General features: G+C 42.7%; 19 protein-coding genes. 9 read left to right on the plus strand and 10 right to left on the minus strand.

The window, feature by feature from the left end; genetic code table 11:
- Positions 1-2 precede the first annotated feature (2 nt).
- On the plus strand, positions 3-662 hold the full coding sequence (locus K7A41_RS03130) for a hypothetical protein (protein WP_265712582.1): 660 nt from the start codon (positions 3-5) through the stop codon (positions 660-662).
- A 5-nt stretch (positions 663-667) separates the two neighbouring features.
- Here the strand turns inward: K7A41_RS03130 and K7A41_RS03135 are convergent, their stop codons facing one another.
- Positions 668-1,087: a hypothetical protein gene (locus K7A41_RS03135; RefSeq protein WP_051607242.1), complete on the minus strand. Its 420-nt coding sequence runs from the start codon at positions 1,085-1,087 to the stop codon at positions 668-670.
- A gap of 197 nt (positions 1,088-1,284) precedes the next feature.
- On the opposite strand from K7A41_RS03135, the gene K7A41_RS03140 reads away from it, so the two are divergent.
- The 5 genes from K7A41_RS03140 (at position 1,285) to hemL (ending at position 7,882) form a co-directional block, all read left to right on the plus strand.
- The gene (locus K7A41_RS03140) at positions 1,285-2,130 is read left to right on the plus strand and encodes a hypothetical protein (RefSeq protein WP_051607243.1); all 846 of its coding nucleotides are present in this window, start codon (positions 1,285-1,287) and stop codon (positions 2,128-2,130) included.
- Between the two features lie 217 nt (positions 2,131-2,347).
- Positions 2,348-3,589 (plus strand): glutamyl-tRNA reductase, encoded by a 1,242-nt coding sequence (gene hemA / locus K7A41_RS03145; protein WP_028071511.1) that lies wholly within the window; start codon positions 2,348-2,350, stop codon positions 3,587-3,589.
- A gap of 351 nt (positions 3,590-3,940) precedes the next feature.
- Positions 3,941-5,527, plus strand: a complete 1,587-nt coding sequence (gene hemC, locus K7A41_RS03150) for a hydroxymethylbilane synthase (RefSeq protein WP_265712583.1) — start codon at positions 3,941-3,943, stop codon at positions 5,525-5,527.
- 54 nt (positions 5,528-5,581) lie between these two features.
- Complete coding sequence (gene hemB, locus K7A41_RS03155) at positions 5,582-6,550, plus strand: porphobilinogen synthase (protein WP_028071513.1); 969 nt, start codon at positions 5,582-5,584, stop codon at positions 6,548-6,550.
- Between the two features lie 21 nt (positions 6,551-6,571).
- Positions 6,572-7,882 carry a glutamate-1-semialdehyde 2,1-aminomutase gene (gene hemL / locus K7A41_RS03160; protein WP_037534132.1) on the plus strand — a complete coding sequence of 437 codons (1,311 nt, stop codon included), beginning with the start codon at positions 6,572-6,574 and terminating at the stop codon, positions 7,880-7,882.
- A gap of 93 nt (positions 7,883-7,975) precedes the next feature.
- Here hemL and K7A41_RS03165 read toward each other — a convergent pair whose 3' ends face one another.
- Genes K7A41_RS03165 through K7A41_RS03180 form a run of 4 tightly spaced genes read right to left on the minus strand, consistent with a single transcriptional unit; the run spans position 7,976 to position 10,291 of the window.
- Positions 7,976-8,551, minus strand: coding sequence for a DUF4252 domain-containing protein (locus tag K7A41_RS03165; RefSeq protein WP_081817976.1), 576 nt, complete (start codon positions 8,549-8,551; stop codon positions 7,976-7,978).
- 5 nt (positions 8,552-8,556) lie between these two features.
- Complete coding sequence (locus K7A41_RS03170) at positions 8,557-9,048, minus strand: DUF4252 domain-containing protein (protein ID WP_037534134.1); 492 nt, start codon at positions 9,046-9,048, stop codon at positions 8,557-8,559.
- Positions 9,049-9,055: 7 nt separating this feature from the next.
- On the minus strand, positions 9,056-9,736 hold the full coding sequence (locus K7A41_RS03175; protein ID WP_028071515.1) for a hypothetical protein: 681 nt from the start codon (positions 9,734-9,736) through the stop codon (positions 9,056-9,058).
- Positions 9,737-9,769: 33 nt separating this feature from the next.
- Positions 9,770-10,291, minus strand: coding sequence for an RNA polymerase sigma factor (locus tag K7A41_RS03180; RefSeq protein ID WP_028071516.1), 522 nt, complete (start codon positions 10,289-10,291; stop codon positions 9,770-9,772).
- A gap of 329 nt (positions 10,292-10,620) precedes the next feature.
- On the opposite strand from K7A41_RS03180, the gene K7A41_RS03185 reads away from it, so the two are divergent.
- Complete coding sequence (locus K7A41_RS03185; protein WP_037534138.1) at positions 10,621-11,457, plus strand: hypothetical protein; 837 nt, start codon at positions 10,621-10,623, stop codon at positions 11,455-11,457.
- 97 nt (positions 11,458-11,554) lie between these two features.
- Here K7A41_RS03185 and K7A41_RS03190 read toward each other — a convergent pair whose 3' ends face one another.
- The 4 genes from K7A41_RS03190 to K7A41_RS03205 all read right to left on the minus strand — a co-directional run bounded on the left by K7A41_RS03190 (position 11,555) and on the right by K7A41_RS03205 (position 16,393).
- The gene (locus tag K7A41_RS03190; protein ID WP_265712584.1) at positions 11,555-12,850 is read right to left on the minus strand and encodes a DUF3472 domain-containing protein; all 1,296 of its coding nucleotides are present in this window, start codon (positions 12,848-12,850) and stop codon (positions 11,555-11,557) included.
- A 375-nt stretch (positions 12,851-13,225) separates the two neighbouring features.
- Entirely contained in the window at positions 13,226-14,239 is a 1,014-nt protein-coding gene (argC, locus tag K7A41_RS03195) for an N-acetyl-gamma-glutamyl-phosphate reductase (protein ID WP_028071519.1), read from the minus strand.
- A 91-nt stretch (positions 14,240-14,330) separates the two neighbouring features.
- Positions 14,331-15,515, minus strand: a complete 1,185-nt coding sequence (gene argG / locus K7A41_RS03200) for an argininosuccinate synthase (protein ID WP_265712585.1) — start codon at positions 15,513-15,515, stop codon at positions 14,331-14,333.
- A 161-nt stretch (positions 15,516-15,676) separates the two neighbouring features.
- A complete protein-coding gene (locus K7A41_RS03205) occupies positions 15,677-16,393 on the minus strand; it encodes a GNAT family N-acetyltransferase (protein WP_028071521.1) in 717 nt (238 codons plus the stop codon).
- A gap of 576 nt (positions 16,394-16,969) precedes the next feature.
- Between K7A41_RS03205 and K7A41_RS03210 the strand changes: the two genes are divergently transcribed.
- Positions 16,970-17,233, plus strand: a complete 264-nt coding sequence (locus tag K7A41_RS03210; RefSeq protein ID WP_265712586.1) for a hypothetical protein — start codon at positions 16,970-16,972, stop codon at positions 17,231-17,233.
- 41 nt (positions 17,234-17,274) lie between these two features.
- Here the strand turns inward: K7A41_RS03210 and K7A41_RS03215 are convergent, their stop codons facing one another.
- On the minus strand, positions 17,275-19,365 hold the full coding sequence (locus K7A41_RS03215) for a S9 family peptidase (RefSeq protein ID WP_265712587.1): 2,091 nt from the start codon (positions 19,363-19,365) through the stop codon (positions 17,275-17,277).
- A 313-nt stretch (positions 19,366-19,678) separates the two neighbouring features.
- Here K7A41_RS03215 and K7A41_RS03220 point away from each other — a divergent pair, with 313 nt between their 5' ends.
- Positions 19,679-21,304, plus strand: a complete 1,626-nt coding sequence (locus K7A41_RS03220) for a S8 family peptidase (RefSeq protein ID WP_265712588.1) — start codon at positions 19,679-19,681, stop codon at positions 21,302-21,304.
- The last annotated feature ends 12 nt before the right edge of the window (positions 21,305-21,316 follow it).

Genomic DNA, 21,316 nt, shown 5'->3' on the forward strand with positions numbered 1-21,316 from the left:
GGATGAAATTTAGAATAGGCGATTTAGTCAGGTTTGTGGATGAACCGATCGAGGGTCACATCACATCCATGCAAGGGAATAATATCGTCGGAGTTACCGATGACACAGGATTTGAAATCCCTGTACCGATGGATAAAATTACATTAGTATATGGTAATATGCGTCGGGCAGATGACGAACTCGACCAGCATGCCAGTCCGCTTACACCAAACAGATTTGTAGAGAAAGGCATTCTGCTGGCTATATCCGGCGACCATAAGGATGGACTGGCCAAACTGCATATCATCAACGAAACGAGCTATGAGCTCCTAGTCTCTGTATCAGAAGCCACTGCAAACAAGGTAAAAGGCATATTCAGCAATAAAATACCGCCACACGATTCGATACAGTTTTATACCGGGAATTTTGCGAACGTTGGAAAATGGCCAACATTCCGATTCCAGATTATCAGACACAGCAGCAGCCTCCAGGAACTGACATTGCCTATCAACAGAGAACAACGGGTACGACCTGTGGATCTAACTAACCCAAAGGAACGCCATGAAATTCTGGACGAAAAAATCTGGTTCTATGAACTGGACAAGGCCGAAGAAGACCTGGGATTGGAGAAATTAAAAGCACACTTTATTCCACACCGGCCCAACAAAAAACAAGCTAGATGAATCATCTAGCTTGTTTTTTGTTGGGTATCTTCAATGTTCGAGGACATTTTCCTGGTACTCAGCAGCAGTAGCCCAATGCCGACCAAATAAATAATCCAGCCCCAGCGCATATGGAGGGATTTGGACAATAACCGGTCTGCAAATCCCCACCCGAAATAATTATTGATCTTAAACCACACTGCAGCGATGCTCAATACATACCAAAAAGCAGCCAATCTGGTCATCCAATGATACGCCCGCACGGCGCGAACGAAAAATAACAAAGCTGTTATTCCCAAGATCAGCATCGTAATAAAAAATAGGTAAGCATCGACCTGATACAAATTCCAGTTTCCTTTGATTGGAACTTTTAAAAACGGTGTCATGCTGGACACAAAACAGACGATTAGCCCGACAATCGCAAAATACTTCCTGATAATGATCATGATTCTAATTATGTTAATATCGATACGAATATAAGTTGATTATTGGCACTTATATAACCTGTATTCCTTTTTTTGAAAAATTATTCTATTTTAGGCGCAGTTCCAGGCAACGAGGCTTGGCAAATAGGCTCAATAAATCGGTATCTATAGACAGGTTATCGAACAACATATAAAAATTTACGCCAAATAATAGTAATATGAAAAGAGTATTTGACGAGGAGACAGCTACAGCACAGCCGTCACAGCCCAATAAACAAAAAAAAGGATTTATCGTTGCCGGTATCATCCTGGTATTTGCCGCTCTGGCCACAGGTGGGTATTATTATACGCTGGAGCAGCCTGTTGACAGCGTTCCGTCCGCAGACAGCGTTGCTACAGAAGTCGCCGGCTTTGGTCAGGTGGATCCTAAAGATACGGGGGACGCCGACGGATGGAGCTCGCTTGAAGATGTAATGCATTGGAACAACGCGATCTTTACTATCCCCGAGTACGACAACATTGCTTTGCGGTACCGCAGGGGGATCACTAAAATATTCATGGGCAATAATTATCTCGAACCGGCAGACGATAAACCGGTATACAAATTTACACGTATCAAGGACCGTGCGAAACATGTATTCTGTTACGGGAACTTTACCGACCGCAACGATGCCAATGACTGGAATAAAGAAATGGCTTTCCTGGTTGAAAAAAATGATTATCAGAGCAGCGCGATCTGGATTATCTCAGCTAAAGGCGATATCCTATTCTGGAAAGAATATTCCAATGAATTGCCCTTGATCAATAGTTTCAAGAAAGGTCAAAAAATTTATATGAATGAAATGAAATTGGTCCCCAGCCCCGCAGACGGTATTATCATCAAAAACAAAGCTTCTAAATATGCCCTGCTCTATAACAAAGAAACCAAGACCTTTGACAGTTATTACCAGTATAATGATGATGAGATTAGGGAGACCACAACTCCCGAAGAAGGTCCTTATATAGAAGAGCTCGAAGATATTACGGCGGATTCGACTCAATCCGGTGCTAACAGCAATGAGTGATTACAGTTCAATAACTTTAGTATTCTGGTCACTCTTTGGAGTGACCAGAATCACAACGATTACCTGAATACCAAAAGAAGTTGTAACACAGTGCTTTACATGAAATTAACGACTATTTAAAATCTTTCTAAATTAGTCCGTTTGACAGATTTTTGACACAAGCACAAAGCTTTTAAGCTACATTTGTACCGTTAAATATAAGCGAGGGATTAGAGCTTTGAAAAATCTTAAAGTATTAGCGTTTACTCATAAACATGTCGAACTGAAAGATCTAGGAAATCTAGTGATCTGCAATGAGGATTTAGAAAGTCGCCTCATTAACTTAAAACATAGTCTAGATATTCCTGAGATTTTTTACATTGGAACTTGTAATCGAGTAGAGTTTGTATTTTATGGTGCTCATGAACTTACCAACGAATTTATTGCGGAGTTTATGGGGAAATTAAACTTCTGTGTTCCGCAAGAGCGTCTCCAATGTTATCTTGGCCAGGTGACCAAATACGAAGGAATGGATGCTCTACACCATTTGCTTCGCATGTCCTGTTCGCTTGAAAGTCTTGTTGTTGGCGAAAAAGAAATCTTGGCACAGGTCCGCAGGGCTTATGACCGCTGCAGAGAAGCCGGATTTACCGGAGATTTTCTCCGCTTAATGATGGACCGTCTCGTAAAGACAGCCAAAGAGGTATATACCTATACCAAAATTTCCAGAAATCCCATTTCTGTGGTATCACTTGCTTACCGCAAACTGCGAGAGTTGAAACTTGTTGAAAATCCACGAATTCTGATTATAGGATCAGGAGAAACCAATCAGAATCTAGCTAAATATTTTCAAAAGAACCAAAAAGCAAAATTTGTGGTTTTTAACCGTACGCTGGAAAATGCAAAAGTACTGGCTGAAGAATTAAATGCAGAGGCCTACCCCCTATCCGAAATCGGTAAATACAAAAAAGGATTCGATATCTTAATTACCTGTACCGGAGCACCAACATCAATTATCGACAATACTCTCTATCAGTCCTTATTGAACGGTGAAAACGATAAAAAAATTATCATTGATCTGGCAGTACCGAATGATATTGATGCGGAGGTACTTAAAAATAACCCTGTACACTATATTGAGGTCAGCAGCTTGCAGGCCATTGCGGAGAAAAACATCCAAGAACGTTATAATGAACTGGAAAGCGCAGAAAAGATTATTCAGGACAATATCCAGGAATTTCTGCCCTTAATCAAACAAAGGCGTGTAGAAGTGGCCATGCGTGAGGTTCCTGAAAAAATTAAAGAGATCAAGTCGTTTGCGCTAAATGAAGTATTTGCCCAGGAAGTTCAGGCATTGACTCCCGAAGCGAGGGCCGTACTTGAAAAAGTCATTAACTACATGGAAAAGAAATATATCAAAGTTCCGATGGTCATGGCTAAAGAGATTCTGGTTAAAACCCCGGAAACCGAGAAAAACTAATCGGCATCCCACACAGCACATCTCCTTCTCGCCTTTTATTCTTTCCTGCCAGCTTACACTTGAACGGTATTACGATCTTGTTCCATTCCTCATGAATAGTAACCGACCATTTATCGATATTAGATACAGTTTATCAACGATTTCGCTATATATAATGACAGTAACGTGTCAACATATTCCACCTATTTATTTATTTTTGCTTCGGTAAGTGAAATAAGACACATGTCGGCAGGCTACTGTTTCCTAGAGCTCAAAAATTGCTTTAAAAAGCGCCCATATTGATTTTAGGTCTGGCTAGCGCCATGTGGATCACAACTTAATGATGATTTTAATAGTTAAAGTAAAATTAACGTGAACAGAAAACTAATTATTGGCACCCGGGGAAGTGTACTTGCTATGTGGCAGGCAAATTTTGTAAAAGACCGTTTGCAAGAAATCGGTATTGAAGCAGAATTGAAGGTTATCAAAACTCAAGGCGATATCATTCAACACCTCCGTTTAGACAAGCTGGAGGGCAAGGGATTTTTCACGAAGGAGCTTGAAGAAGAGCTTTTGAGCGGAACGATTGATTTAGCGGTACACTCACATAAGGATTTACCAACCGTCAATCCGCCCGGGCTGATTATTGCCGCTGTCTCTGAACGCGAAGACCCCTCTGAACTATTGATCATCCATAAAGACTGTGTTGACATCAAGAAGCGCTTGTCCTTAAAGCACAATGCTACTGTTGGGACTTCATCCAACCGCAGAAAGGCTCAGATCTCGGCCCTTCGACCTGATTTAGAGTTTGATGACCTGCGTGGCAATCTGCAAACGCGGATGCAAAAATTGCGCGACGAGCAATACGATGCCATTGTTTTGGCTAAGGCGGGTATCAGTCGTATTGCGATGGACATTTCGGATTTCCATGTAGAGGAGATCCCGCCGGTGGAAATTATTCCCGCGCCGGCACAGGGTGTATTGGCCATCCAGATCCGGGAGTCGGACAAGGAGCTATTCGAGGCACTGCAGCCCATCAATGATGATGAGGTAGCCAGAACAATTTCTGTCGAACGTTTGGTACTGAACAAATTCGATGCCGGCTGTCATGCTCCACTTGGCTGTTACTGCCGTAAAACCGCTGATGCTTACGAAGCCTGGGCGTCTATCGCCGATACCAGTGAGGATTTTCCAGACCGGGTGTATCTCAAAGACTCCGATCCTACCCGTCTGGCGGAACGCATCTTCAGTAAATATGCGAAGGACCGCAAATTGCCGCAATCGGTTTTTATTTCGCGGGAGATCGATGAAAATTCGTATTTCGCCCGGGCAATGGCCAAACATAACATTTCCATTGAGGGTCGTTCACTCATCAAAATATTTCCGATCATCAACAAATTAGACCCTTTTATTCTAAAACATGTAGATTGGATTATCTTTTCCAGCAAAAACGGGATTGAACACTTCTTCAATTTAGAACCGCGTCTGAGCAAAAAAACCAAAATAGCAGTGATTGGCCGCGGGTCCGAGGAGGTATTGCGTAAGTATGACCGTGTAGCCGACTTTTCGGGAGATAGCGAAGGGATCAACATGGACGAAATCGCAAAGAAGTTTGCTGAACTCGCCAATGGCGGAACTGTTCTTATTCCACGCGCAAAAGAGTCTTTGGAAACTATCCAGAAGGCGCTAAGTCCGGAAACGAAAATCATTAATATGCCGGTCTATGAAACCGTCCTGGAAGAAGACGTCGATCCCTCAAATGCCGAGGTGCTGGTATTTACCAGTCCCAGCAATGTTGAAGCTTATTTTGCGGACAACCTGCTGGAACCGGGGCAGAAGGTGATCTGTATAGGTCGTTCCACCGGAGCAAAATTCGACGAGATGAACGTTCCCTATACATTGCCCTACTCTCCAGACGAGATCGGTCTTTCGGAGGCTATTTTTGGCTTAGAATATTAACGATACCAGGTATCAATAGGTACCGAAACAATATTAATAAATAAATTAAACATAATGTTACAACGTCCGAGAAGAAATCGTAAATCTGCCGTGATTCGCGACATGATTCAAGAGACACGTTTAGACGCGTCAAATTTGATTTTTCCATTATTTATTGTCGATGGTGAAAATCAAAAAACCGAGGTTAAATCCATGCCGGGCATCTATCGTTATTCCATAGATAATTTGCTGAAAGAAGTAGAAAGCTGCCTCAAGCTTGGCTTGCGCTCCTTCGACCTGTTTCCTAATATCGAAGAGTCCTTAAAAGACAAATACGCTACAGAAAGTCATCGCGAAGGCAGTTTATACCTGCGTGCCATTGCCGCAGTAAAGAAAAATTTTCCCGAAGCTTGTATTGTGACTGACGTAGCAATGGACCCTTACAGTAGCGATGGCCACGATGGGATCGTTGAAAATGGAGAAATCCTAAACGATGAGACTTTGGAAGTCCTCGGGAAAATGGCACTCGCACATGCACAATCCGGCGCTGATATTATTGCGCCTTCAGATATGATGGATGGCCGTATCGGTTATATCCGCGAACTGCTGGACCACAATGGTTTTACGAATGTCTCATTGATGTCCTACACCGCAAAATATGCATCGGCATATTACGGACCATTTAGGGATGCTTTGGGCTCAGCGCCAAAACATGGGGATAAAAAAACCTACCAGATGAACCCGGCAAACGCAAAGGAAGCACTGATCGAAGCACAACTTGACGTACAGGAAGGCGCGGACTTCCTCATGGTCAAACCAGGACTTCCGTATCTGGATATCGTGAAATTATTAGCGGACAACTTTGATCTTCCTATCGCAGTATATAATGTCAGCGGTGAATATGCCATGTTGAAGGCTGCTATACAGAACGGTTGGTTAGATGAACGTGTTATTTTAGAAACGTTATTGAGCTTTCGCCGCGCGGGTGCTACAGCAATCTTGTCCTACCATTCCAAGGAAGTACTGGAAAAAGGCTTTATTTAGTATTCACTTTTAATTTCTGAAATGCAAACACCTGATATATCAAGAGCAAAATCTGCTGAATTATTTGAAAAAGCAAAACAGTACTTTCCTGGCGGCGTAAACTCACCCGTTAGGGCCTTTAAATCGGTATACGGTACACCCTTATTTATTGAACGGGGTGACAAAGCACACCTATGGGATGCAGATGGGAATCAGTTTATAGACTTTTGCTGTTCCTGGGGTCCCTTGATTTTAGGGCACAACAATGATCAAGTCCGTGAAGCAGTTGCTGCTCAACTCAGCAAAGGCTTAAGTTTTGGAGCACCTACAGCCTTAGAAAACGAACTTGCAGAACTGATTATCGAAAATAACAAGTATATCGAGAAAATCCGCTTTGTCAGTTCGGGCACGGAAGCTGTGATGTCCGCCATCCGTCTGGCAAGAGGATTTACAAAACGGGATAAAATCATCAAGTTCGACGGTTGCTATCATGGACATTCAGATTCCCTGCTGGTCAAAGCCGGTTCAGGACTGGTTACTTTTGGAGAAACGTCTTCTGCAGGCGTCCCAAAAGCATTTGCCGACGAGACCATCGTTATTGAACTGAATGATACAGCGGCACTGGAAGCTGCTTTTGCAGAATTTAAAGGACAGGTTGCCGCCGTTATTATTGAAGGTATACCAGCCAACAACGGGCTCTTATTGCAGACCAAGGAGTATATGCACTTTTTGCGCGAGATCACCAAAACCAATGGAACGATGCTGATCCTGGACGAAGTTATTACAGGATTCCGCCTTGGGTTTGAGGGGGCCGCTGCTTATTACGATATCCAACCAGATATCATCACCTATGGCAAGATCATCGGCGGTGGCATGCCAGTAGGGGCCTACGGTGCATCCAGAGAGCTTATGGCCTGCATATCTCCGGACGGCGCAGTGTATCAGGCAGGTACTTTATCCGGTAATCCGGTTGCGATGGCAGCAGGTATTGCAGCGTTGAAGATTCTGGCACAAAAGGATTTTTATACTAACCTGAATGCCAAGACCGCAACATTTGTACAGGATATCCGTTCCTACATAGCGGAAAAAGGCTATCAGGTTCAGCTCTTTAGCGTGGCTTCAATTTTCTGGTTTGCCTTTACCGAACAACAGGATATAAAAAAAGCCAGCGAGATCAATCCCGCCTCCATGGACGCGTATAAGATCATGCATCGCGAATTGTTAAATCGCGGGGTGTATTTTGGTCCATCCGGCTACGAAGTCGGCTTCATATCGGAAGCGCATACGGAATCCGATCTGGATACCGCGAAGAAGCATATTTTTGAGGCTTTGGATATTGTTTTCAACGGTTAAAAAGAGCCTCAAAAAGCAAATGCCCCAAAAGAATTTGGGGCATTTGCTTTTTGATCAATATACCATAGGTATAGGCATATAGAATCTGCAATCTCAGAGCTCGATTTGATGCGTCCCACTGGTATCCACCCATGTGTTCGCCAATTTTTTATCCTTCGTTTTGATCTTATTCAATCCCTGTATAATCTCGTCAAGTGAAAACTTGCCCTTGATATCCATAAAGACGCTCTCGTCGCCTTCGTCCTGCACGAATAGTGAGACCCTGTTAATCATGTTATCTTTGTCAATACGCGCATGCAATGAAATCTCTTCCCCTTCGCTATTGACGACAAGCAGCTCCTCAAACTTATTTTTCTTCAGATACTTGTGATAATCTGCCAGAATCAGCTTACTTTTTTCGCGCTCATTATTGGATAGTGTCATCATCCGGAATTTCTTCAATTTTTTAACAATCGCTGCCATCGCCTGGGTGTCGGCATCATTATCATCTTGTAGCGCTTTTTTAATAAAAGGTTTTGTTAACCACATAGGCAGGCTGATCGCTACAATTTCGGCATCTCGCGAAACATTGGACCCTCTCACGAATTCCATGTTAGCCCCCTTTTTCACGATGCAGGACTGCAACAAAAACAGCAATCCAAATAGGTGTAATACAGTTAGTCTTTTCATAACCGTTATTTTTTCTTATTGTTTTCATTCACCAGGCTAGTTACCTCCCGTAGCGGTATCGCCCCGTCCAAAATCATAAAGAGATTTTGTCCATCACCGTTGATCGTCAACAGTAAGTTGTTAAGAATATCCGCATTCGACTCTATATTCTCGGCCAGAAAGCGGATGTCCTCTCCCTCACTGTTCATCGACATCAGCTCTTCATACTTTAGGTTAGAGACAGCATCTCGGATGACTGAAGTCAAATTTTTGTCCTCACCATCTTCGACGATCAGCATACGCAAGGACTTAACATTCTTGAGCAAGGGGGAAATTTTCTGTAAATCTTCGTCATCTATCTTTAAATTTCCCAATATTTTGAACATCGGAGCTCCAATTTTAAGTGTAGTAACTCCCTTTTTACCCTGATACTGTTCAAATAGTTTATCTAATTTCGAAATCTGTGCATTTGCCATACTTGCTGCAAGTAAAAGGCATGCTATTAAAAACCCCTTCATATTATTTTTAGTTTATCGTTATCGACATTTGTTTGATATTCATCGCTTTATCCATCCCATTTTCCAAATTGTTTGCCAGCAATCCTAAGGATTTCAGGGTTAATTCCACTGCTTCCTCTTCGTTTGCTACCGGTTTGCCATTTAGCACTACATAGTCAGCTTGATACCCGTCGGAACTTGACAGGCCTTCGCTGCTCTCATGCTCCCTCCCTCTGGCTTCTGCCCGTTTGCCTTGGTACCTCTTTTTCGGAGGCTGCTCTGTTCGCACTGCAGTCCGCTGCTCTACTACAATCTCCTTATTGTCCTGAGGAGTCTTGGCAGTCACTTCTTCCACCGATTCCGCCCGTGCTCCGACGTTTGGCCGCACATCTCTATGAACAAATACTGGTGCCGTGGAAGGAGGCTGATTTTGATTCATATAAAATATCATTCCAATAGTCATGAAGATGACTGCCGCAGCGGCATATTTCACCCATACGCTCTTCCACCACGGGACAGTGACTACATTTCGGTCTTGCGTCTGCTCTACAAAATCCTCAAATGACCAATCCATCTCTACCTTCTTTTCCTGATCCAATATCCGGAAAAAGAAATCATTCGATTTTTTCAGTTCGTCCTCTTCTTCCAAAGAAGATTTGCCTCCGAAGTATTTGTCTCTTAGCTCCTTTAATCTGCTGTTTTCCATCATTCTCAATTTGATATGTAAAAATGACCGAAGCGATTAGGTTCCTTTCCTACTGGAATAGATCCTGGCGCTTTCATAATCAAATAATTTTGTCAGTTGTTCTCTGACTCTTTGTCTGGCGCGCATCAAATTGACACGCACGGCAGACTCTCCCATGTCCAAGACTTCTGCTATTTCCGCAATATCGTAGTCTTCGACATCGCGGAGGTGCATAACCAGCCTTTGTTTTTCGGGTAAGGAATTGACCATCTCCAAAATAATCTCTTTGGTATTTCCAACCCTACTCTCTGTCATTCCGATGATCTGTTGGCGCTCCGCGAAGTCAGACCGCACTTTATCCCGTTTGATACGGTTCAGCGCTTCATTTTTCACACTTTGCATGCAGAAAGCCTCCAGATTACTGTATTGATGCAGTCTATCTTTCCATTGCCACAGTTTCATCATCACGTTCTGTACGGCGTCGAATGCCTCCTCCTCATCAACCAAGATCCGTTTCGCAAAGCGAAATAGCTTATCCTTATGGACGAAAACGGTATTTTTAAATTGCTCTTGGTTCATGTATTATTCGCTTGAAGATTCCATCACGGACACTGGCCACTCATTTTTCCACCTGTTTTCAATCCCCTGATCCTGCCTGTTCCATTTATTAGCAAGACATCTGAAGAGGCCAAGCTATTACATCTACTGTCCTTTTTTTTATAAAAAAAATCAATCTATCTAATTGACAGCCACTTAACGGCTCCAGGAAATTTTATATTTTCAGTATACAAAAGGCAAATGGATCTTTTTGTCCGTGCAAGATGGTGTTTTTTGTGGACACGACAAACAAAATCAGTGTCTAAATTGTTTTAAGATACTGAGTAATAAAAACTTAAATATAAACAATTATGAAGTACTACAAAATTACTGGCATCACTGCCGGACTAGCCCTGTTAATTGGAACAGTAGGCTGTAATAACTCTAGCCATAAAAGTGCAGACAGTGCAGATTCGACAGAGAATACGGACACATTGATGGCTCAGAATATGGATTCGATATCCGTTACGCCAATTGCAGACTCCAAAGAATTTCCAGGGGCCACACTTCAGATCGCTTCTATAAGCTCCGAGAAGGCAGGTGCCGATTCAGCAAAAGTGACGGTAAAATATGAGGTAAAAAACTTTAAACTAACAGAAATGACTAACGATGCGCATGCCGCCCACATGGCCAATTCGCATGACGGACAGCATATTCACTTTATCTTGGATAATAAACCCTATACGGCGTTATATAAACCTGAACACAGCGTCACGGTACCGCTAAACTCGGAACATTACCTACTTTCTTTCCTGTCGAGATCGTACCATGAGTCAATTAAAACTCCGGAAGCTTCGAAATTACTCAAATTTAAGATTGATGCAACCGGGAAATTAACACAGGAGTCTGTACCAAAAGATCCTGCCTTGTTCTACTCCCGTCCAAAGGGGGAGTACAAAGGGGATGAGACAAAAAATCTCTTATTGGATTTTTATCTCGTCAATACTGACCTTAAGGGAGATGGAAACAAGGTCATTGCCACAATCAACGGGCAGACTTTTACCTTAGATAAATGGGGACCATACGAGATAAAGGGATTACCGATGGGTAGCAATAAAGTTAAGTTGACACTGGTCGATAAGGAAGGGAACGCTATCACGGGTGACAATATTTCCATAGAACGGGATATTACGCTATCAGAAAAATAAAAAAAGAAGAGCCGCAATGATTTGCGGCTCTTTGTTCTTTACCGATCAGTAGCTGATCTGCCGTTAGTTACATTAATAATAAAGGCTATTCTTATCATTACGGCAATCGATCAAAATCAATGTTTGGCGGAGTATTTTTATTCGCCATTTGAAATGTGGTACCGGGCTTCACGATCTCATTGAAGAAGCCCCCGTTCTGTAAAAAATATCCACTGGTCGTGACCCCTCCTATCGCATCGATGCGCTGGTTGGCCCGGTAAGTATTATCGACACTGAAGGAGGCCGATTGTACAGGCTTCCATTGACCATCGTATACCCACTGATTTTTAAACTCGACCCGTCGGCCTAGGTGGCCTTGATTGGGGTTAAAATTTTCAAGGAAACTATGGAAACGTTTCAGATAGGTATCTGTTTTGGGACGTTTAAAGCTGGCGATGAGATTCCATGTGTTTTCCTCAGGAACGAAAAACCATGCTGTATAATCCGTATTACCCTTTCCGTCGGGAACGCCCTTAAGCAAGAACTTATAGGTTTCACCGGCCTTCCAAAAATATTTACGATAGCTCTGACCGCCTGAGCCTTCATTGCCAAATTCGCCGGTATGGACATCTTTGCCTTTCTTCAGCAGATGGATCTTCTGGTCTTCAGGAATACTTTGAGGATCGTCCGTATGAAAAGGACTCCAGACAGAGAATAATATCCGTCGCTCCGTTTCAGAGTTAACCTGAATGCCAAAATACCCTTCTCCAAATCCGTTAGCCATAAAATATGAACCGACTTTATCTTCTCCCTCGGGCACTTTCAGTTCATTATAATAATAGCTGACATTTGCTGCTGTAGGTAGATTGTAATTCAGATGGCAGGATGGTCCCCTGCGTGACCAATAGTAGTAATCGGGATCATTGGAATAAATGAGTCCATCGGCCGCAGCTTCGCCCTGAACCAACAGTTCCTTGACGTCAGCAAAATTATTGCCGGATTTGCTTACACCTTTTAAGTTGACCTGTACATAACCGGGCTCTTTTACCTGGAGCAATAGCGGCGCGGTTGGTGCAAATGTGCTTCCAGCAATTTTCAATCTCGTCTTTTTACCTAGGGCAGTTAGTTCGATTGTTGCTTTGTTTCCATCAGAACTCCTGGCATTAAGTCTTAATTCGAGCCTACCAGCCCTCTGCACCCTGAAATACACCGAGGCTATCGCTTCGCCACTGGACCATTTTACAAGGCCATTGCGCCCTGAGATCTCGGTTTTACTTTGTTGGCCCGCAGTTATAAACGCATTGCCCGCTAGTGGCACTGCGTATACCTGACTGCTCGTCTGGGCCCTAACACCTAACGAAAAATAAAATAAAGCACTAATTAATAAATACTGAATTAAAAGTTGTCTTTTCATCTGAATACATCTTTAAGTTTAGAAGCTCTGTCATCTTGCTCATAGCTTATGAATACTCCCGCGTTGTTGGCACAGCATCCGGATACACAAATAAGTCCGCAAAAACAGAATTATTCCTTGAAGATAAGCGTTAGTTTTTCAGGTGAAGAAAGGAAATGGAAATCAATCGATTGTGTAAAATTTATATCGCTCCTCCTAAATACGATGAACATAATGGAGTAACTCTTGTACTATATACATAAAAAACGAAGGGAGATCCCTTCGTTTTTCCACACAGTGTTAATAAACATGTTGAAAACTCTGTCTTCTTTGCCGCGCACCCTGGCTTGTTTATCCACAAACTGTTAATAACTATGTTTACTATTCACAAGACCCTTAAAAACCAACACTTTTCAAATTCAACCCGGCCCGCTCATTCAAGCCAAACATTAAATTCATATTTTGTACCGCCTGTCCAGATGCCCCTTTCAGAAGATTATCTGTCGCATTCAGGATAAGCAATTTGTTACCGTGTTTTTCGAGATGTATAATGCTCTTATTGGTATTGACAACCTGTTTAAGGTCAATGTTGGCGCGACTAACCCAGGTAAAGGGATGCGGCGCATAATAGCTTTCATACAGCTCATAAGCCTGCTCTTCGTTCAGATCAGAGGCTACATAGATAGCAGAAAAAATCCCACGGGTAAAATCGCCACGCTGGGGAACAAAGTTTATTTTCTCTGCGGCCCGCTCCAGCAAGGAGGCGCTGTTCACTGGCAGAAAACCTTTCTGAAGCTGATCCAAGGACTCTGCAATCTCCTGTAAATGCTGATGCTCGAAAGACTTGTAAGCAGATAGGTTGTTATTACGCCAGGAAAAATGCGTTGTCGCTCCAGGCTTCTGTCCCGCGCCAGTGGATCCGGTTGTCGCATGGATATGAATTTGATCAGGCAACAGTCCTTTACTTGCCAGTGGCAACAAAGCAAGCTGAATGTTGGTTGCAAAGCAGCCCGGATTGGCTATATATTGTGCCTTTTTGATGGCTTCTTTGTTTAACTCGGGAAGCCCATAAATAAATTGCTTTTCTCCATAAGCAGTATTTGCACGGAGGCGATAATCCTGTGAAAGATCAATGATCTTTACCCTATCGGCAACAGGATTTGCCTCTAAAAACTTACGGGCATCCCCATGTCCGACACATAGAAACAGAACATCGATATCGGAGTGAAAATCGGCAGAAAAAGTCAATTCGGTATCACCAAAAAGATCATTATGAACCGCATAAACTTTATTCCCAGCGTTAGAAGCGCTATTGGCAAATACAATTTCCACCTCGGGATGGTAGATCAAAACACGGAGCAACTCTCCCCCGGTATATCCTGCAGACCCAACTATACCTACTCTTATCATCGCTTTTTTAGATTTAGTTTGATATAAACTGTTTGGGCGACAGCTTATCTACCCGTCTGACGTCAAATCAGCTACCGCCCGAAAAACATTCTTATTTTTGGTTTACTTTATGCCAGATGATCGTCTGGTTTCCGAAAATTTTCGAGAAGCCTTTGACATCTTCTCCAGTATAACCTTTATTCATCTCGCCATAGCTACCGAATTTATTGGACATCAAATCGTGCGCTGACTCAATACCGATCACAATAAAACGATAAGGATGTAGTTCAACGATAACACGACCGGAGACGGTGCTCTGAGAGGATTGCAAGAAAGCTTCAATGTCACGCATTACAGGATCATGCATCTGACCTTCGTGCATATAATTTCCGTAGAACGCTGCGATTTGGTCCTTCCATGACAATTGCCATTTGGTCAATGTATGTTTTTCAAGTGTATGGTGTGCTTTGATCAGGATAACTGAAGCGGCAGCCTCGAAACCAACTCGACCTTTGATACCAATAATAGTATCCCCGACGTGGATATCACGCCCTATACCATAAGGCTGTGCGATTGCCTGAAGTTCCTGAATCACTTGGACAGGAGACATTTTCGTACCATTTAGCGCAACAGGCTCACCGTTTTCAAAATCTATCGTTATCTGTTGAGGCTCGGAAGATGTAACGGGAGTCGGCCAGGCAGATTCAGGCAGATACTGGTTTGATGTCAACGTTTCGGCTCCACCCACTGAAGTACCCCAAAGGCCTTTATTGATTGAATACTTGGCCTTCTCTGCAGAGTATTCAACGCCATGTTTATGGAGATACTCAATTTCGGCTTCGCGGGACAACTGCAGGTCGCGGATCGGTGTAATAATCTCCACTCCAGGAATTAGTGTCTGGAAAATCATATCAAAACGCACCTGATCATTACCTGCTCCGGTAGAACCATGGGCAACACATTCAGCGCCGATTTTCTTAGCATAATTAGCGATAGCGGTCGCCTGACATACCCGTTCAGCAGATACTGATAGCGGGTAAGTCGCATTTTTCAGCACATTGCCAAAAATCAAATATTTAATAGTTTCGCGGTAGTAGTCTTCCGTTTCGTCAATCGTGGTATGCGATTTTACGCCCAAAGCATAAGCACGCGCTTCAATATTCTTTAATTCTTCAGCCGAAAAACCACCTGTATTTACGACTATGGAGTGAACTTCTAAACCTAAATCCTGTGAAAGATAAATACAACAAAATGATGTGTCTAATCCTCCACTGAACGCTAAAACTACTTTCTTCATTGGAATAATTTGTTTATGAGTGCAAAATCCAGCAGCACAGAGCTGCGTTTACACTCGGTTTGCTTATTATGGGAATAACTACCTTTTAAACGTTAATTCCCTGTATATATTCTATTCGTAAATCTATTCTACTTAAACAAGATCACCAAAAGACACTAATTTTAAAAGCCTTTGGCCACCTTTTTGTGCTTTGGAAAATTGACAGCGAAAAACTTATTAGTCGATCTCCAGAATTTAGCCTGAATACGCTTTAGCAAAGATTGCTTCTGTGTAATCCGCTCCAGGCGTTCCTTTGCCTCATGTTTACGCTGAATCTTCTCTCTCAGCTCCCGCTCTTTTTCCTCGGGATCCCAAAGCATGGCCGTGCACATACAATTCTTACGATCCTTGCTCATTAGAATTTCATAGTTCACGCAGCTTTGACAGCCCTTCCAAAACTCGTCATCGGTCGTAAGCTCAGAATAAGGCACAGGTTCATATCCCAGTTCGGAATTAATTTTCATGACGGCAAAGCCTGTCGTGAGCCCGAATATTTTCGCTTTCGGGTATTTTTCGCGCGACAGTTCAAATACTCGTTTTTTAATAGCCTTGGCCAAACCGACTTTTCGAAACTCAGGGCTGACAATCAGTCCCGAGTTAGCGACATAGTCTCCATGCCCCCAAGTTTCAATATAACAGAAACCGGCCCATCTACCATCTCTATGCAAAGCAATCACGGCTTTGCCTTCGTTCATCTTGTTGGCAACATATTCTGGCTTACGGCGCGCAATACCAGTACCGCGAGCCTTTGCAGACTCAAACATTTCGTTGCAAATAACCTCTGCATAGTGTGCATGCTCGGGTTTAGCCGGGATAATTAAAAAATCTGATATAGTCATTGACTTACGACCCTAATAATAAAACAACAACTATTGTTGCGTTTTGTTACTCAATAAATTAAAATAATGGAATTCAAAACCACCGGACAATCATGGTCTTGTTTGGAAAGATTCACTACCTCAAAATCAAGCCCGAGGTAGTATGGGTCGTCGGAAGCGTAAAACAGGTATTTCAACGAAAATGAAAGCACAAAAAATCTGCCTCACAAACTTCTCAAAAGTTTGCTTATAGGAGTAATCGTTCTTTTTGTACTGTTTCATTTTTTTTCTCTGTCAATTGTTTCTGACGATGCAAATGTATAAAAATATTTTTTTCTTTTCCACAATATTATATTGGATTTTTTGCAAAAATCAAAAAATTACATTTACCAATCACAACCGGCCTCGCCGATTCATTTTCAATGATTTAGTCCACAAACTCTCCCACTCTTACCCGGCAATCTACCGATATTAATTTGACAACAAAATACATAAAGGTTTAATGCTTTGTCAATTGAAAATCCTAGTTTCTTTTGGTTGTTCGTTATTTTTGATCAAAAACGATACTTTTGTACAAATCATTAGAAAAAAAATACCATGTCACCAAGTTTAATTTTCTATATTATTTTTGCTGTCCCATATATCATTTTTATGTATTGGCTGGTCAAACAAGATAAGCATAAATATGCTTGGGGAATCGCAATAATCACCGTCGTAGCCATATTGGCAATCTATGTATCGCAAAAAGCAAGCAAAGTTGCCATGGACAACTACCAACAGCATCAGATTGATGCACGGGAGATCGAACGGGAAGAGCGTTTACAGAAACAACAAGATAGCTTAAATCATTCCCGACAATAAAAAAGCGGCATTAGCCGCTTTTTTATTGTCGGGAATGTACCTTAGCCTACCAGGTCTTCCAGTTTACACAGAAAAGCATATTCCAGCGCGATTTCCTTTAGATAATCAAATCTCCCTGAGGCGCCTCCATGTCCGTAGTCCATATCTGTCTTCAACAAGACGACCGATTCTCCAACTTTAGTGGCGCGCAGCTTAGCCACCCACTTGGCGGGCTCGAAATATTGAACCTGACTATCGTGCAGGCCGGTTGTTACCAAAAGATTCGGGTACGCATTGGCCTCAACATTCTCATATGGAGAATAGCTTTTCATATAAAAGTAAGCTTCCGCTTCATTTGGATTGCCCCACTCATCATATTCATTGGTAGTGAGCGGAATAGTTTCATCCAGCATGGTATTCACCACATCCACAAAAGGAACCTGGGCAATGACCCCATGATACTGCTCCGGTGCTATATTGGCCACCACTCCCATCAACAGTCCTCCTGCACTTCCCCCCTGGGCATAAAGATGCGCTGGTGAGGTATAATGCTGCTCGATCAGATACCGGCCACAATCGACAAAGTCATAAAATGTATTTTTCTTTCGCATCATTTTACCATCTTCATACCAATGCCGCCCCATTTCCTCACCGCCCCTGACATGTGCGATCGCATAAATAAAACCACGGTCCAGCAAGCTTATTCGATTACTGGAAAAACTGGGGTCCATCGATGCTCCGTATGAGCCGTAAGCATATTGGAGCAAGGGAGCTGAACCATCCAATACAGTTCCCTCTTTATAAACGATGGATATAGGAACTCGCATCCCATCCCGTGCTGTAGCATATACTCTTTCCGTCACATAGTCCCCTGGATTATAGCCGCCCAAAATTTCTTGCTGTTTCAGCAATGTCTTCCTGTGTGCCCGCATATCGTATTCAAAGACAGAACCAGGCGTCACCAAGGATGTATACCCATAACGCAATTTTTCAGTCTCGTATTCAACGTTAATTCCGGGATAGACGGTGTATGTGGCTTCGTCAAATTCGAGATAATGCTGCTGCCCGGTCCCCAGCGTATAAATCAGTAGCTGCGTCAAGCCATTTTTTCTTTCAGATATAGCCAAAAAGTTCCTGAATTCTTCCATGTCAGTGACCAGGACATCAGGACGATGTTTGACAAAAGGCCGCCAATACGTTCTTTCGGTATTCTCCAAAGGACACTGCATGATCTGAAAATTGATCGCATCGAGATTGGTTAAGATTAAAAAACGGTCCTCCAAAGCCACTACTGAATAAAGTACATTCTCCAAACGCCGCTGAAAAACACGGAATGCCGCATCGGGAACTTCGGCGTCTAAGAGCCATACTTCGGAAGATAACGTCCCTTCAGAATGGATAAAGATATATTTGCCGTTTTTCGACTTATGGACCCCGATATAGTTGCTATTGTCTTTCTCCTCGTAGACGATGCAGTCCTGTGCAACATCGGTACCCAATGTATGCCGCATGATCTTTTCACTGAGCAGCGTGACGGGATTTTTGGCTGTGTAAAAGAGTGTCCGGTTGTCGTTAGCCCAGATCGCTGCCCCTTCGGTATTGGCTATGTGATCAGGATAAATTTCGCCCGTTTCCAGATTCTTGACGTATAAGGTATATTGTCTGCGCGAAACCGTGTCCACGCTGAACGCCAGCAGGCGATTGTCGGGACTGACTGAGAAGCCTGTCGCAGTATAATAAGCAAAACCCAGGGCCATTTCATCGATGTCCAGCAAGATCTCCTCTTCGGCTTCCAGCGTACCTTTTTTGCGGCAAAACTTAAAGTATTGTTTCCCCTCCTCTGTACGACTATAATAATAATACCCGTTCTTAAAATATGGCACGGACTGGTCTTTTTCCTTGATCCGGGATTTCATTTCTTCGAATAAATCCTGCTGCAATGACTCGGTATCCCGCAGCATATCCGTTGTATAGGTATTTTCAGCAGTCAGATAGTTAATTATTTCCTGAGATTTTGGTCCTTTTTTGAAATAGTCAATCATCCAGTAATAATCATCAACGACCTCGTCGTCATGAATTAGCCTCTTGCGCGGATAGATTGCTGCTTGTGGTGGCAAAGCTGAGGGCCATTGTATATTCTTCTTGTATTTCATATTCGGGGATGCTTATTTATCATTTATATGATTTGTCGAAGCGATTCTAAACCAATAACATTCGTAAAATGTAAGCTACAACAGATGTGAAATTTAGTGCCATTTTTCATAAATAACAAAAATAGCTTCATGGATCTAATAACTGATCAGGAGAATGTAAGTAAAATAAGTATTTAAAGAAATCTGATTTTTAGTAAAAATTAACAATTCCACCGGCACAATAACGCTATCTTTGCCTTTATACGGGGTAAGTGTCCAGATATACGCATCACAAACAGCGGCGACTTTAAACCGAATTAATACATGTTTACATATGAATCTGAAAAAAACTTTATATTTTATTGCGTTAGGCCTGATACCGGCTATTTCCTTTGCTCAGACTGACAGTGTTCCTGCAAATTGGTTCAATCTGGACTATCAGACGGACGGTGTTATGGGAATCAGCACTGAGAAAGCCTATAAAACTTTATTGAAGGGTAAGAAATCCACGCCCGTCATTGTCGGCGTGCTGGATGGCGGCGTAGATGTTTTCCACGAGGATCTAAAAGATGTCGTCTGGATCAACCCCAAAGATAGTATAGGCAACGGGAAAGATAATGACGGAAATGGTTATATCAATGACAAATATGGATGGAATTTCATCGGTAACGCCAACGGTGAGAATGTTCAATTTGACAATTTAGAACTGACAAGACAATTACGGGAGCTGGACAAAAGATTTGCCAATGTCACGCCAGCTACAGAATTGAGTGCCAAAGACCGTAAGGCTTTTTTAGCCTACCAAAAGATGGTGGTAAGCTATAAGAACAAGCTCGAAGAAGCCAAGATGGGACAATTTTCCTATGATGCCCTGAAACGTAATTTGGACGCTGTCGTCCGGGAAATAGGGAAAAAACCGGAAGAGATCACACTTTCCGACCTGGAAAACTACCATCCAAAATCGAACAACCAACGGATCGCCTTGGGCTATGCGAAGGAAGAAATCCAGGCAAATGGTTTTGTTAAATTTTATGAAGATATCACGGAAGGTGCTAAATATTTCAACAACCAAGTCGAGTACCATCTGAATAAAGAGTACGACTCCCGTCCGATTGTCGGAGACAATTATGCAAATGCCAAGGAACGTTTTTACGGAAATGCAGATGTAAAGGGCCCTGATGCCCTTCACGGGAGTCATGTCGCCGGCATTATTGGCGCCAAAAGGAATAATAACATTGGCATCGACGGGGTAGCGGACAATGTTAAAATTCTGACGGTACGGCTCGTACCCGACGGCGATGAGCGGGACAAGGATGTGGCCAATGCTATTCGGTATGCTACAGATAACGGCGCAAAAGTACTGAATATGAGTTTTGGTAAGAGTTACGCTCACAACAAACAAACTGTAGATGAAGCAATTAAATATGCTGAATCGAAGGATGTCCTGATGATACACGCTGCTGGAAACGACAGCGAAGACAACGACATTGAACCCAATTTCCCGATGAAATACTACACCAATGCCAAGGGTGATACGACCGGTGTTGCCAATAACTGGATCACGGTGGGGGCAACCGGCTTATATCCAGACACCGAACTGTTGGCGGAATTCTCGAATTACGGAAAAAATTCGGTTGACGTATTTGCCCCGGGAATAAAAATCAATTCGACTGTTCCTGACTCAAAATATAAGGAAGAGCAAGGAACAAGTATGGCAGCCCCTGTAGTGGCAGGACTGGCAGCAATGATTCGTTCCTATTACCCTGAGCTGACAGCCGTGGAAACAAAACAGATCATCTTGGAATCTGTCGAAAAACCTGATCAGCTTGTGCGCGTGAAAGTTGGTGAAACAGCTACCAAAATGGCCAGACTGGCCGATATATCCGTGACCGGCGGTATCGTTAACGCCTATAATGCAATCTTAAAAGCCGAAGAATATAACAGTAAAAAGAAAAAATAATAATATTCTCGT

Origin of the sequence: Sphingobacterium sp. InxBP1 (assembly GCF_026191775.1) — a bacterium.
Lineage (GTDB): Bacteria > Bacteroidota > Bacteroidia > Sphingobacteriales > Sphingobacteriaceae > Sphingobacterium > Sphingobacterium thalpophilum.

Coding starts and splice junctions, on each gene's coding strand:
- K7A41_RS03210 (WP_265712586.1), top strand. CDS start 16,970: ATGTCACCAAGTTTAATTTTCTATATTATTTTTGCTGTCCCATATATC.
- K7A41_RS03175 (WP_028071515.1), bottom strand. CDS start 9,736: ATGATGGAAAACAGCAGATTAAAGGAGCTAAGAGACAAATACTTCGGA.
- K7A41_RS03190 (WP_265712584.1), bottom strand. CDS start 12,850: ATGAAAAGACAACTTTTAATTCAGTATTTATTAATTAGTGCTTTATTT.
- K7A41_RS03180 (WP_028071516.1), bottom strand. CDS start 10,291: ATGAACCAAGAGCAATTTAAAAATACCGTTTTCGTCCATAAGGATAAG.
- hemL (WP_037534132.1), top strand. CDS start 6,572: ATGCAAACACCTGATATATCAAGAGCAAAATCTGCTGAATTATTTGAA.
- argC (WP_028071519.1), bottom strand. CDS start 14,239: ATGATAAGAGTAGGTATAGTTGGGTCTGCAGGATATACCGGGGGAGAG.
- K7A41_RS03165 (WP_081817976.1), bottom strand. CDS start 8,551: ATGAAAAGACTAACTGTATTACACCTATTTGGATTGCTGTTTTTGTTG.
- K7A41_RS03140 (WP_051607243.1), top strand. CDS start 1,285: ATGAAAAGAGTATTTGACGAGGAGACAGCTACAGCACAGCCGTCACAG.
- K7A41_RS03130 (WP_265712582.1), top strand. CDS start 3: ATGAAATTTAGAATAGGCGATTTAGTCAGGTTTGTGGATGAACCGATC.
- argG (WP_265712585.1), bottom strand. CDS start 15,515: ATGAAGAAAGTAGTTTTAGCGTTCAGTGGAGGATTAGACACATCATTT.
- K7A41_RS03215 (WP_265712587.1), bottom strand. CDS start 19,365: ATGAAATACAAGAAGAATATACAATGGCCCTCAGCTTTGCCACCACAA.
- K7A41_RS03135 (WP_051607242.1), bottom strand. CDS start 1,087: ATGATCATTATCAGGAAGTATTTTGCGATTGTCGGGCTAATCGTCTGT.
- K7A41_RS03170 (WP_037534134.1), bottom strand. CDS start 9,048: ATGAAGGGGTTTTTAATAGCATGCCTTTTACTTGCAGCAAGTATGGCA.
- K7A41_RS03205 (WP_028071521.1), bottom strand. CDS start 16,393: ATGACTATATCAGATTTTTTAATTATCCCGGCTAAACCCGAGCATGCA.
- K7A41_RS03185 (WP_037534138.1), top strand. CDS start 10,621: ATGAAGTACTACAAAATTACTGGCATCACTGCCGGACTAGCCCTGTTA.
- K7A41_RS03220 (WP_265712588.1), top strand. CDS start 19,679: ATGAATCTGAAAAAAACTTTATATTTTATTGCGTTAGGCCTGATACCG.
- hemB (WP_028071513.1), top strand. CDS start 5,582: ATGTTACAACGTCCGAGAAGAAATCGTAAATCTGCCGTGATTCGCGAC.